At 37.6% G+C, this 13,238-nt stretch carries 10 protein-coding genes and 1 rRNA gene; all 11 read right to left on the bottom strand.

The window, feature by feature from the left end; genetic code table 11:
• Positions 1 to 183 (bottom strand): 16S ribosomal RNA (locus G611_RS0104690); the annotation flags it as partial.
• A 426-nt stretch (positions 184 to 609) separates the two neighbouring features.
• Complete coding sequence (gene radA, locus G611_RS0104685; protein WP_028242648.1) at positions 610 to 1,995, bottom strand: DNA repair protein RadA; 1,386 nt, start codon at positions 1,993 to 1,995, stop codon at positions 610 to 612.
• A 61-nt stretch (positions 1,996 to 2,056) separates the two neighbouring features.
• The gene (locus G611_RS0104680) at positions 2,057 to 2,470 is read right to left on the bottom strand and encodes a hypothetical protein (RefSeq protein WP_028242647.1); all 414 of its coding nucleotides are present in this window, start codon (positions 2,468 to 2,470) and stop codon (positions 2,057 to 2,059) included.
• A gap of 96 nt (positions 2,471 to 2,566) precedes the next feature.
• On the bottom strand, positions 2,567 to 5,002 hold the full coding sequence (locus G611_RS0104675; protein WP_028242646.1) for an ATP-dependent Clp protease ATP-binding subunit: 2,436 nt from the start codon (positions 5,000 to 5,002) through the stop codon (positions 2,567 to 2,569).
• A gap of 14 nt (positions 5,003 to 5,016) precedes the next feature.
• Complete coding sequence (locus G611_RS0104670; RefSeq protein WP_028242645.1) at positions 5,017 to 6,465, bottom strand: hypothetical protein; 1,449 nt, start codon at positions 6,463 to 6,465, stop codon at positions 5,017 to 5,019.
• Between the two features lie 122 nt (positions 6,466 to 6,587).
• Positions 6,588 to 6,782, bottom strand: coding sequence for a hypothetical protein (locus tag G611_RS0104665; protein WP_028242644.1), 195 nt, complete (start codon positions 6,780 to 6,782; stop codon positions 6,588 to 6,590).
• A gap of 126 nt (positions 6,783 to 6,908) precedes the next feature.
• Positions 6,909 to 8,126: a cell division protein FtsZ gene (gene ftsZ / locus G611_RS0104660; RefSeq protein WP_028242643.1), complete on the bottom strand. Its 1,218-nt coding sequence runs from the start codon at positions 8,124 to 8,126 to the stop codon at positions 6,909 to 6,911.
• 140 nt (positions 8,127 to 8,266) lie between these two features.
• A complete protein-coding gene (locus tag G611_RS0104655) occupies positions 8,267 to 9,028 on the bottom strand; it encodes a cell division protein FtsQ/DivIB (protein ID WP_028242642.1) in 762 nt (253 codons plus the stop codon).
• Positions 9,021 to 10,178, bottom strand: a complete 1,158-nt coding sequence (locus G611_RS0104650; protein WP_028242641.1) for an FtsW/RodA/SpoVE family cell cycle protein — start codon at positions 10,176 to 10,178, stop codon at positions 9,021 to 9,023. Before G611_RS0104650 ends, G611_RS0104655 begins: the two co-directional genes overlap by 8 nt.
• 18 nt (positions 10,179 to 10,196) lie before the next feature.
• Positions 10,197 to 11,144, bottom strand: coding sequence for a phospho-N-acetylmuramoyl-pentapeptide-transferase (gene mraY / locus G611_RS0104645; protein WP_330362022.1), 948 nt, complete (start codon positions 11,142 to 11,144; stop codon positions 10,197 to 10,199).
• A gap of 27 nt (positions 11,145 to 11,171) precedes the next feature.
• Positions 11,172 to 13,226 carry a peptidoglycan D,D-transpeptidase FtsI family protein gene (locus G611_RS13885; RefSeq protein ID WP_051195067.1) on the bottom strand — a complete coding sequence of 685 codons (2,055 nt, stop codon included), beginning with the start codon at positions 13,224 to 13,226 and terminating at the stop codon, positions 11,172 to 11,174.
• Between the last annotated feature and the right edge of the window lie 12 nt (positions 13,227 to 13,238).

The raw sequence follows: 13,238 nt of genomic DNA, 5'->3' as shown, positions 1-13,238 counted from the left end.
AGCAGTCGTTTCCAACTGTTGTCCCCCTGTACAAGGCAGGTTACCCACGCGTTACTCACCCGTCCGCCACTCAGTCAACAAATCGTCACCCCGAAGGGATCGTGATAAGCTGCTTCGTTCGACTTGCATGTGTTAAGCACGCCGCCAGCGTTCATCCTGAGCCAGGATCAAACTCTCATGTTAAAAAGTTTAATTCCGAATCAGTATAAAACTGACTTGTTTACTAATAAAGGTTTCGTTTCATTAAGAAACTAAATGAATTTCAAGGATACATGTTTTAAAAACTTGTATTAATTCAAGGTTTGTTTCACTGTTCAGTTATCAATCTTCTCTTTGTTGTTGCCCTTAGCAGCAACTCGTTTATACTATCACGATTGAAGCTTTTTGTCAACAACTTTTTTGTGCTTTAAATGAAATTTAAATTGTTTACACAATTTATACTATTTTCATTTCTTTCAGCACTTCGTTTTCCTCAGTGCTCGATTATAATATCACCTATAATCCCTACTGTCAACTGTATTTCTGTGAATATTCTAAAGTAAATCTATTCTCGCTCTACGGACGAATTGTGTGAATTGTATCAATTATTTTTACAATTAGTTTTTAGAGTTATTTCTGCAAAGCGTCTACCGCCTCTTTTACATTTGAAACTCCAATTACTTCTATCCCCTTTATTCCACTAGCACTGTTTAAATTAGATGCTGGAATAATAGCCTTTTTGAATCCAAGCTTTTTAGCTTCGCTGACTCTTTGTTCTGCCATGGAAACAGATCTAACCTCTCCAGACAAACCTATTTCACCGAATATTATAGTATCTGCGTCCACTGGTATATCCTTCTCGCTTGAATAGATAGCTAACGCTATAGCAAGGTCTATGGCAGGTTCATTGATTCTTATTCCACCTGCAATATTCACGTATATATCTGATCTTCCCAAGAATATTCCGCATGCCCTATTAGCTTTTGCGTCTCTCATTCTCTCAAGCACAGCAACAAGTAAATTCACTCTATTATAATCGCAGCCTGTAGCCATTCTACGTGGAATTTCAAAAGCAGTTTTGCTAACCAAAGACTGGATTTCAACAAGTATTGGTCTTGATCCTTCCATAGAACATGTAACTATAGAACCTGTAGCATTTTCCGGTCTTCCGTCTAACATTACTGCCGATGGATTCTTTACCTGTTCAAGTCCTGTGTCACGCATTTCGAATACACCTATTTCGTTTGTAGAACCAAAACGATTCTTAACACCCCTAAGTATTCTGTAGGATGCGTGTCTGTCACCTTCGAAATACAAAACTGTATCTACCATATGCTCTAATACTCTAGGGCCCGCAACAGTACCCTCTTTTGTAACATGGCCTACAATAAATACTGCTATTCCTTTACCTTTTGCTATATTCATTAAAACATTAGTAGATTCACGGACCTGAGATACAGAACCTGGTGCCGAACCTACTGATTCATTAAACATAGTCTGAATAGAATCTATTATAAGTACTGTTGGCATTTCTCTTTCCACTACTGCTTTGATAGTGTCTAAGCTTGTTTCGCATAATAAATCTAACTTATCGTTAAACTTTCCGATTCGATCAGCTCTGATTTTAATCTGCTGAAGAGATTCCTCACCTGAAACATACATGACATTGATTCCTGATAAGCATAGCTTTTGGCAGGTTTGAAGCAAGAGTGTTGATTTTCCTATTCCCGGATCCCCTCCTACTAAAACCATAGAACCAGGTACTATACCTCCGCCTAAAACTCTATCAAACTCTTCTATAGTGGTTGACATACGCTGTTCATTAGATGCTGTTACATCTATTAATTTGGTAGGTCTAATATCCGCAACCTTTGCTCTTGCTTTTACTGAAACTTTATCAATGGTTTCCTCCACAAGGGTATTCCATGCCCCACATGAAGGACATTGACCAGACCATTTTGAAGTTTCATTTCCACATTCCTGACAAAAGAATACTGATACTTTTTTGTTTGCCATGTTATTCTCCTTATAAAAAAATCTTCCCACTAATGTGGGAAGATTTAAAATATTCTATTGATTATACTCTTTTAACTTCAACTAAAACCGCTACCCCTGGGTCAAGTTCAACTGAAAGATTAAGTTTGCCACCAAGATTGGTTTTCATTTGACCTGCACTATTACCTGCTACAGTTATATCATAACTGGTTTCTGGTTCAAGCTCTAGGGTAATCATTGCATCGCCCTTACCCTCAACTGTAAATGAAACTGAATCAGATGTACAATTGAATTTCTCTACTGCTGTACCTGGTACTGACTCATAAACAAACATGCCGTTTCTCTCTAGTTTAGTAATGTCAGCGAAAGTCTTAACCTTGTACAAATCCCCATCATGTTTGAAATCTTCGAGTTTCTTTTTGTCACTCAAAGTGTAGTCCCCAAAGCTGATGGTTCCATCTGCTTCACTGCGAATCAATTCACTAATCACAGCCATTTTAATTCCTCCTATAGTCGCCGCACCGTGCAGCTTGTCTTAGAAAGATTATAGCAAAGGAATGGGATTTTCTCAATAAAGTTAAAACAAAAATCACTATTTTTCAAAAACTACAACGTCGTTTTTAACCTTGGCTTTTACCTTGTCAGATGGCTTGATTTTACCTGCTAAAATGTCTTCTGCCATAACATCTTCAAGTGCTGTTTGGATTTTTCTACGTATAGGTCTAGCACCATATTTTGGCTCAAAGGATTTCTCAACAATCCACGTTTTAACTGTTGCAGGAATAGTGACTGTAATATCCATTTGTTCCTTACATCTAGTGATAAATTGCTTAACCTGAAGGGCTGCAATTTCTTTCATATCATCCTTTGTAAGCGCTCTAAATACTATTGTTTCATCAATACGATTCAAGAACTCTGGTTTAAAGATTCGTTTAACTTCTTCCATTACACCATTTTTCATGAATTCGTAATCTTTATTAGCATCTTCCTTAGAAGCGAAACCAAGCTTTTTAGGTTCGATGATAGCCTGTGCTCCAGCGTTACTTGTCATGATGATGATTGTGTTTTTAAAATCAACCTTACGTCCCTGAGAATCAGTAACGTGTCCATCATCAAGAATCTGTAACATTACGTTAAATACATCTGGATGAGCCTTTTCAATTTCATCAAACAAAATAACAGAATATGGATTGCGGCGTACCTTTTCTGATAGCTGTCCACCCTCTTCATATCCCACATATCCAGGAGGTGAACCAATCATTTTAGATACAGAGTGCTTTTCCATGTATTCACTCATATCAACACGAATCATGGAATTCTCGTTACCAAAAACTGCTTCAGCAAGTGCCTTCGATATTTCTGTTTTACCAACGCCTGTAGGGCCTAAGAATAAGAATGAACCAATTGGTCTTCCCTTTTCCTTAAGGCCGACACGGCCTCTTCTTACTGCACGTGCTACAGCTGATACAGCTTCTTCCTGTCCAATAACACGCTTATGTAAAATGCTCTCGATTTTTCTGAGACGAACTGATTCTTGCTCAGTTAATTTAGCAACAGGAATCTTTGTCCAAAGAGCAACTACTGCTGCTACATCATTTTCTGTAAGAACAGTAGGTTTAGATTTAGCTCTCTTGCTAAGACGCTTATCCTCAGCGTCCTTCTTAGCCATTAAAGCATCCTTTTCTTTTTTGATTGAACTAGCAAGTGCAATATCACCATCGATAATTGCCTGCTCCATATTTGCAGATAGTTCTTCTATATGTTTTGTAAGAGTGTCATCTTTTGTGACCTTCTTAACATCCTTAAGCTTAACAGCAGCAGCTGCTTCATCCATAAGATCAATTGCTTTATCAGGCAAAAATCTGTCTGCAATGTATCTTTCTGAAAGATTAACGCATGCTTCAACAGATTCATCAGGAATAGTAATTCCGTGATGCTCTTCATATAAGTGTCTAACACCTTTTAGAATTTCGATAGTTTCTTCTGTTGTTGGTTCTTCAACCATAACTGGTTGGAAACGTCTTTCTAAAGCTGCATCCTTTTCTACGTATTTACGATATTCTGTAATAGTAGTAGCACCTAATATCTGGATTTCTCCTCTAGCCATAGCTGGTTTAAGGATGTTAGATGCATCGATAGCGCCTTCTGCTCCACCAGCACCAATTAAAGTATGTATCTCGTCAATGAATAAAAGTATATTGCCCTCTTCGATAACTTCTGCAATAACCTTCTTGATTCTTTCTTCAAATTCACCACGATACTTAGATCCAGCTACCATACCAGATAAATCTAAGGATAATACTCTTAAATCACTGACAGAATCAGGTACATTTCCTTCTACGATTCTTTCAGCCAAGCCTTCAACGATTGCTGTTTTACCAACACCAGGCTCGCCGATAAGACATGGATTGTTTTTGCCACGTCTGGATAGAATTTGAATAACTCGCTGAATTTCAGCATCGCGTCCTACTACAGGGTCTAGTTCACCTTCTTCAGCAAGAAGTGTTAAATCTCTAGAGAATTGTTCCAAGTAAGATGTTTCGTTACGTCTTCTGCCGCTATTAATAGCCTGCATTTCTTCTTTGTAGACTGTGCCCTCTGCACCCATACCAGCTACAAGCTCCGAAAAAAGCTTGTGTGGATTAATATCAAGAGAATTAAGTAATCTGGCACCAGAACAATCCTGCATACGAATCATTGCAAGAAGTAAATGTTCTGTACCTATTGTTTTCGAATTGCATTTATCAGCTTCTTCTGCCGCATGGTCTAAAAGCTGTTCCATCTTAGGTGTATAGCCATCTCGTTCCTGAATAGCTACTTCCCCGCCTGGCGAAATCAATTCCTCTACAAGCTTAAGTAAGGAATCCTTTGTAACACCATTGGAATTCAAAACCTTAGCAGCAAGAGAATTTTCCTGCTCTATAATGGAAATTAATAAATGCTCTGTTCCAACATAGCTGTGCTTCAATGATTTTGAAAGCTTTGATGCGCCCGTAATAGCGCGTTTTGCCTGTCTAGAATATTCCATATTCTTTAACTCCTTTATAGATCATTTAAATCCATCATATTTAAACTAGAATCTCTTCTAGCTTCATAAGATTCAGATTCATAGCGAGCACGAGAAGTTTCTGGTTCGTCATAATACTCCTCCTCATCCTCATCGTAGTATTCCTCTTCATCTATGTCTTCTTCATAATCCCCATCTTCTTCAGATTCTTCGTCTTCATCGTCATAATCTTCATCATCTTCATCCTGATTACGACTACCAAAGACAATAGAACGAGGTAAACGCTTAGCATTCTTCTTAGGAGCCTCAGCAAAAACATCTCCATCAAAATCATCGTCTTCTCCACGTCCCTTAAGCGCCTTATTAATAATAATAAATAACAATATTACGCAAAAAATAATCAATCCCATAATTATTTTGCGATAAAGGTTAAGCTTCTCAATATAAACTTCTGTGTCGTCAGAGTTGTTTACAATATCTTCATCATTACCTGCATCAGCTGATGCGCTAAGTGCAGACTCATCGACTCTAGAGATAGTGCCATATGTCTTATCGTATAAATACCATCCTGCTGCTCCATCCTGGTTTACACCATATACATAGAAGAATTCTGCACCGTCTAATGTGTAAGCTATTGCTGTACCACCCGTCACTTCAAGGGAAGTCTCTGTAAATGAAGATGAAATAGGTGCATCAGGAGTAGAAATAATTACGTAGTTCTTTGCTGAACCAAGCATTAAGAATGGCGAAACAGTGCCGGCATCTGCGTTATAAAGATAGAAAGCGCCAGATCCTGCAGTGTTATCAGCTGACTTTAAATAAACCAAAGTAATAGATCCATTAGTAAGCTCACTGTATGTGCTGCTTCCAATTGTAATTGTAGTTTTTGAAAAACCTGATGGGATTTCAGAATCAGAATAGCGTTCTGAAACAACATAAGAAACACCATTAATATCAAAACCACCATCTCCATTTAATGTTCCAACTGAACCATCAGCAGGTACTGCTACAGGTGCAGCTGGTTCTGCAGGCTGCTCAGCTGGCTCTTCTTCAGCTGGTGCTTCTGGCTCAGCCTGTTCAGGCTCTGCAGCTGGTTCTGATGTCGCAGATGACGAGCCTCCGATTGAAAGAGTTGTACTGCTACCAGAGTTAGCTGATGAAGAAACTATTATAGATGCAGTACCTTCTGATACGGCGTTAAATACTAAATCGCCAGATGTACCAGAAAATGATACCGAATTACCTTCTGTAGAATAACCAGATACATTGCAACTAGTAAGGTTAAGCATACTAGATGTAAACTTAACAGTTATAGTTCCTTTTTCTGTGCCAGAAACTGAAACTGTAATCTTGTCTCCGACCGCTGCAGAGCTTTTTGAAACAGCAATTTTAGTAGTTCCCTGTGCAAAAGCAATTATATTGAATGCAAAAACTAACGTAAAAACTAATACTGCATTTAAAAATCTTTTATACCATTTACTCATAATCATTACCTTCCTTAAATCATATAGCTAATATCATCTGAAAGCCTACAATATTTCCGCCTAAGCAGGTTATCAGATACTATATATAGATAATTTAATTATAGGTAACCCACAATACATAGTCAACAATTTCTACAAAGTAAATACAGCCAAATAGAGCTTGAAAGCCCTGAATATGAACCAATTATGCCTCCTATGTTGGCTTGTGAAATTTGTATGTCGAATAGGAATAATGCAAAAAATAAAGCCCCTGTAGCAAATAGTACAGCAATAACTGCAAGCGAAATTATCATCTCTTTGTCTAATCTTCTTTTCATAAAAGCACCTCCTGTTTCTTTATGAAAAAATATTAGCAAATGAATATGTCCATATTTATGTACGTCAATTTTTACAAGCGATGATTTTTTGCATTAAAAAAGCCCCGTCTTTAACGGGGCTGATAATTACTTTTTAATTGAACTCATGAAATCAGGCATCTTAATGTTAAGTTCAGGTACTGTACTTTCTGTTGGAACAGAAGGTGTAACTGGACGCTGAATAGTTGCCTGTGTTGTAACAGTTCTGTTTACAACTGGTGGTGTATTTGTAATACCTGACTGGCTTGCTGGAGCTGCTGCTCTACTCATGTTTCCAAGTAAGTCTGCACTAGTAGGTCTAGCCTGTGTGTTATATACCATGCCTGAAACGTTGCGGAAGCTTCCTGCTGGTACTGGGTCACCAAGACCTGTAGCAATAACAGTAACAGAAACTTCGTCCTCCATAGATTCATCGACTGTAATACCAAGGATAATGTTAGCATCTGCACCTGTCATATCCTGTACGTATGATGTAGCTTCGTTAGCATCGTTAAGTCCAACATCACCACAGATATTAACGATTACGTCTGTAGCACCCTGGATGCTTGTTTCAAGAAGTGGTGAAGCAACTGCTGCCTTAACAGCCTCAAGAGCCTTCTCATCACCCTTAGCAGAACCGATACCTACGTGTGCTAATCCCTTATCCTTCATTACTGTAGTTACATCAGCGAAGTCAAGGTTAATAAGTGAATTCTTAGTAATAAGATCTGTAATACCCTGAACAGCCTGGTGTAACACACCATCAGCCATTCTAAAGCTTTCGCCTATCCCCATGCTCTTGTTGCAGATTTCAACAAGCTTCTGGTTAGGGATAACGATTAATGTATCAACGTTCTCTTTTAATCTTTCGATACCGTTAAGAGCGTTGTTCATACGTGGCTTTCCTTCGAACTGGAAAGGCTTAGTAACGATACCTACTGTAAGGATTCCCTGTTCCTTAGCAATCTTTGCAACAACAGGAGCTGCACCTGTACCTGTGCCGCCTCCCATTCCGCATGTAATGAATACCATATCAGCTCCCTTGATAGCTGATGAAATATCCTCTGCACTTTCTTCTGCGGATTTCTGGCCAACCTCTGGGTTAGCACCTGCGCCTTTTCCACCTGTAGTCTTCTCACCTATAGCTAAAAGAGTAGGCGCCTTACATAAATCAAGGGCCTGCTTATCAGTGTTGATTCCGATGAACTCAACTCCCCCAATTCCCTCTTCAACCATACGCTTTACTGCATTGTTGCCAGCTCCGCCGACTCCAACAACAATGATTCTAACAGGAGCACCTGTCTCGTCAGTCGTAATGTTAATCAAAACTTTATCCTCCTTTTATTAAACCTCTAAGGGAGGTTGCAAAATATCTAATACCAAATGCATACTCGTAAATGTACACTAATAATATTATATTTTTTCAGTACGTTTCGCAACCATTTTTTAACAAAAAATCCAATTAATCATTCCTGGGCTGTTTCTTTTTCAAATACAATATCTGTATTTTGGCTAGAATAATTTTCAAGATGTAGTGTGCCGTACAATCCCTCAATCTGTGGAAGTATTTTCATCATTCTATCAATCTTCTCTTCTAGCAAATAACTATTTCCAAGTGAAATGCTGTATGTCTCATATTTTATAGTTATATGTCCTTTTTCGTCATAGGAAACAGCATTTGGCATCAAGCTATTTTTCTGAAGTATCTTTATAAGTGATGTTAAATAGCCCATTTCATCATCACCTATTGGTAGCTTTTTGCCAATCTTTGGTTCATCAAGGCTAACACCATCAACCTGCATATAGCCCCTATCAACAAAGGTTTCACTAATTTCTGTTATATCACCATCAAAATCAAAATAAATATATTTTCCATCCTCTGTTAAGATGTATCCCAAAATAGGCTTTTCATTGCAGGTAATCAATAGCTTATTAGGCCCTTTAATGGAAACATCAAAGGATTCTATGAACTCTGCATCACCCTTTGGAAATATTTTATTCTTGATAAACGCATAAACCGTATTATGAGAATATTTGTCATCTATAATATAGTTAATAATTTCTTCATTCGTATATAAATCTGTTCCCTCAACATCTACCGACTTAAGAGGACAAAAGAAATAGGCTGCAGCACCCGCTAGCAATGCCAATATTACGATAGCAAGAATAAATTCTATAATGCCAAGTATTAGGCTTCCGATGCTTCGTCTTCTACGTTTTTTAGACATCTTCGTCCTCCTTGAACTCCATATTCTTTGAAACACTAAGAGCAAGTCCTAACTCTGTCAAAAGAATAGCAACTGATGTACCTCCATAGCTTATTAATGGAAGTGTTACACCAGTATTTGGCATCGAATTTGTAACAACGGCAATATTAAGAACAACCTGTATTGCAATATGCGCCATTATACCAATGCAAATATATGAGCCAAACATATCCTTTGCATGATTTGCAATATAAAGAAGTCTATAAAGCATCAAAATATAAAGAAGAATTATACATACCGCTCCAAAAACTCCAAGTTCTTCGCAAATGATAGAAAAAATCATATCATTTTGAGCTTCAGGAACCATGTATTTTTGCATGCTTTCTCCAAGACCTTTACCAAACAATCCGCCACTACCAATTGCGTATAAACCCTGAAGTGTCTGATAACCAGTACTACTAATGTATTCTTCTGGATGAAGCCACGCCTGTATACGACCGGCTCTGTATCCTGCGAAGGGTATAGATGCTAAAACTAAAAGTACACCAATCCCTACCGCCCCTCCAAAATACAGATATTTAGGAGACGCAATAAATACCATAACAAAAGCGATTCCAAAAATAATAATAGCTGTAGACAAGTTATTATAGGCTACTATACCAAATAAAGGAAATGCAATTGCAAGTGTTCTTAAAGAACCTTTCATAGTGCGTTGAGTCTTAGGGAATCTATCAATAATAAAGGCAAGCAATAAAATGATAGATACCTTACCTAATTCTGAAGGCTGCATCTGAATAGGACCAAGACTTAACCATCTAGCCTGACCATTGACAGTCTTTCCTACAAAGATTACAACAATACACAGGAACATAGAAATAAGATAAAATGGGATCACAAGAGCTGACCATCTTCGATAGTCAATCTTGGTAGAAAAAAACATTCCCACAAATCCCAAACAGGCTGCAAATAACTGTTTCTTCAAATAAAAAGCCGAATTACCAGTTTTTAATGCAGCCGCATAAGCTGAGGTGCTATATAGCATAACAAGTCCAAAGGCAAGAATGAATATAACGATAAGTAATAATGTATAATCAAAATTTAATAATTTTTTTAATTTTTTCCGTCGTCTCTCCTCCCTTCTTAAGGAGGCATAGTCCTGTTCTCTTACCATTAACTCTTCCCCAATCCTTTAGACTAAATAATACGCAAATACACATAAGAAGATTGTTACTGTGGTAAATACCGCAACAACCTTTACTTCTGACCATCCACCTAACTCATAATGGTGATGAATAGGTGCCATTCTAAAAATTCTTTTTCCGTGAGTAAGCTTAAAGTAGCCTACCTGAAGAATAACAGATAAAACTTCAACTAAATAAATAAGTGCAACAATAATGATAAAGATTGGCATTTTTAACATGTAAGCACAACCGGCAACAAATCCACCTAATGCAAGAGAACCAGTATCGCCCATAAAAATCTTTGCAGGATGAACATTAAACATTAAAAATCCAAGTAAAGCGCCAATCATAGCTGCAGTACAAGCTGTAATATCTGAATAAAGTGTAATAGATACTACGCCAAAGAATGCTGCAATAACTAATGTAACTGAAGTTGCAAGACCATCTAATCCGTCTGTAAAGTTAGCTCCGTTTACAGTACCAAGAACTGCAAGATATAAAATCACAACAGAAAACCAACCCATATCAATAAACGCACCAGTAAATGGAATTCTCATTTCAAGTGAAATATCAGAGAACTTAACCATGTATACTGCAAAACCTGTAGTTACTACAATCTGACCAAGCATCTTCTGCCATGCCTTTAATCCATCAGAGCTATGCTTGATAGCCTTAAGGAAATCATCTACAAAACCAATAATTCCAAAACCAAGTGTTAAATAAATGATTGGATAGATATGTGGATTGAATCTGGCCTGGTAAAAGCTTACAACAGAAAAAGCAACAAGAATCATTATTCCGCCCATTGAAGGTGTTCCGTTTTTAAGCTTGTGCTCCTTAATGTATTCTCTTTCTGTATTTCCCATTTTCAGGCGTCTAAGAATAGGAATGCAGATAGGTCCTAATATTAAAACCAAAACAAAACTTACTAACATTGGTAAAAAAACTTCAAACATAATTAAACTCCAATTCTATATAAATAATTATTGTCCTTCTGTATCTTCAGATACCTCAGGCGTAGCAGATGGGTCTGCTGTAGACTGTTCTCCTTCTGGGGTGCCTTCAGCAATTCCCTCATCTGGAGTAGCCTGTGCTGCTTCAGTAAGAGATGCTGCCGCAGCTGCCTGCTCTTCTTCTGAAAGAGATGATTCTACACCTAAATAAGGTAATATCTGTTCAAAGATATTGTGACAAATTTCCTGCGCGAAACTACTGTGCGCTTGGTTATTTCCAATTGCGCCAACTCCAGGCTCATCTACAATAACATACACCACTACCTGAGGATTATCAACAGGTGCAAAACCAATGAATGAAACTAAATATTTGTGGTTACCTCGTGGAAGCTTTTCAGCTGTACCAGTCTTACCACCAATTCTGTAACCTTCAACGCCTGCTGTTTTTCCTGTACCATCTGAAACTACATATTCCAAATAGCTTTTTATTAATTCGCCTGTTTCTTTAGATACTGTTTTCTTCGAAAGTACAGGCTCGATTTCTGAAACTGTATTATTATTTGAATCTGTAATTTTAGTTACAAGATGTGGTTCGTATAAATATCCGCCATTAATAAGAGAACAAAAACCTGAGCCTAACTGTACCATAGTAGTATTAAAGTTCTGACCAAAGGAATTTGTTGCAAGGTTAATGGCAGAATGCAAATCTTCCTCACTGTATATTAGACCAGCAGTGCTAGCCTCTCCCGTTAAATCAATGCCAGTCTTTTGACCAAATCCAAAAATAGACTGATATTTAGAGAAGGTTTCAGGGCCAATCACACGCACCATTTGCATTAACGCATCGTTGCAGGAATTAGAAAGTGCATCTGCGATAGTCTGCGTGCCGTGTCCGCCTTTATTATGGGCAACACACTTTACTAGCTTAGGATAACCTGGAATCATTTCTCCACCATCACAGAAATAGGTCTCGTTACCAGTTAAATTTCCTGTTTCAAGTCCCATTGCAACTGTAAATGGTTTAAATGTAGAACCAGGCTCATAAGTATATGTGATGCAGAAGTTCTGCCATATCTTATTAAGTTCATCCATCTTTTGGTCCTGATCCATAGCCTCTATATCTTCCTGAGTGAAGAACGGTGTCAAATCTCTAGGATTATTTAAATCGAAGGTTGGATACTGGGCCATGGCATATATTTCGCCATTGTTTGGATTCATTACTAAAACTGCAGTATGCTTAGAACCAAAGGTTTCTGGTTCATCAGGATGTTCTGCGTTCCAGGCAGCTGCTGTCTTTTCATTCCAATCTAAAACTGCTTTTTCAACAATGGATTGAATGTTAACATCCAACGACAAAACAATATTGTTACCGTTTGTAGCATCGATAGTTGTCTGCTCAAGATTGTTATCTGAATTAAGGTATCCGTAGGTACGGCCGTTGATTCCATTAAGGATTGAGGAATATCTTTCTTCCAAACCTATAACACCTACATTACCACTACTTGCGTAACCAATGGTGGCTGCAGCAAGACTTCCGTATGGATACTGTCTGATATATTCTTTTTCAAACCAAATACCAAATATCTTACCTTTATAGGCATCAGATTCTTTTTTTTCCTGAAAATTAGCCATTTCATCATATGAAACTCTTTTGGCTAATTTATAGTATTGGCTGTTTTTATTTTCCTTTAGCTGAGTTTTGATTGTATCAGCATCGATTTCTTCGAAACACTCTGTGACAAGATCTACTGTGGCGCTGATGCTGCCTTCAAACTTCTCTTCATTTCCATTTAAAACCTTACAGTCCAAAATAACATTATAAACATCAACGCTGGTAGCAAGAACTGTTCCTCTAGAATCTACGATATTGCCTCGTTGAAATGGAATGATGGTACTGTCATAGTCCTGCTGAGATAAAACGATTTTTTCGTATTTATCTCCACTAGTGTTCTGAATGTACATTACACGACCTATCAGAACGACAAAAAGAATACAAACAACTCCAAAAACTAACCAGAGCTTACGCTGCATTCTTTTTAATATTTTATTATTTGGTTTTAATCTTCGTCTTTTATTACTAGCCATTATAATTCTCTA

Source organism: Pseudobutyrivibrio ruminis AD2017 (genome assembly GCF_000424305.1).
In the GTDB taxonomy this organism is placed as follows: domain Bacteria; phylum Bacillota; class Clostridia; order Lachnospirales; family Lachnospiraceae; genus Pseudobutyrivibrio; species Pseudobutyrivibrio ruminis_B.
Note: the sequence above shows the minus strand (reverse complement) of the source record. Positions and strands in the feature narration are given on the sequence as shown.

Excerpts from the sequence above, each read along its gene's own strand:
- G611_RS0104655 (WP_028242642.1), bottom strand. The coding sequence starts at position 9,028 with ATGTCTAAAAAACGTAGAAGACGAAGCATCGGAAGCCTAATACTTGGC.
- mraY (WP_330362022.1), bottom strand. The coding sequence starts at position 11,144 with ATGTTTGAAGTTTTTTTACCAATGTTAGTAAGTTTTGTTTTGGTTTTA.
- G611_RS0104650 (WP_028242641.1), bottom strand. The coding sequence starts at position 10,178 with ATGGTAAGAGAACAGGACTATGCCTCCTTAAGAAGGGAGGAGAGACGA.
- G611_RS0104675 (WP_028242646.1), bottom strand. The coding sequence starts at position 5,002 with ATGGAATATTCTAGACAGGCAAAACGCGCTATTACGGGCGCATCAAAG.
- G611_RS13885 (WP_051195067.1), bottom strand. The coding sequence starts at position 13,226 with ATGGCTAGTAATAAAAGACGAAGATTAAAACCAAATAATAAAATATTA.
- G611_RS0104665 (WP_028242644.1), bottom strand. The coding sequence starts at position 6,782 with ATGAAAAGAAGATTAGACAAAGAGATGATAATTTCGCTTGCAGTTATT.
- G611_RS0104680 (WP_028242647.1), bottom strand. The coding sequence starts at position 2,470 with ATGGCTGTGATTAGTGAATTGATTCGCAGTGAAGCAGATGGAACCATC.
- radA (WP_028242648.1), bottom strand. The coding sequence starts at position 1,995 with ATGGCAAACAAAAAAGTATCAGTATTCTTTTGTCAGGAATGTGGAAAT.
- G611_RS0104670 (WP_028242645.1), bottom strand. The coding sequence starts at position 6,465 with ATGAGTAAATGGTATAAAAGATTTTTAAATGCAGTATTAGTTTTTACG.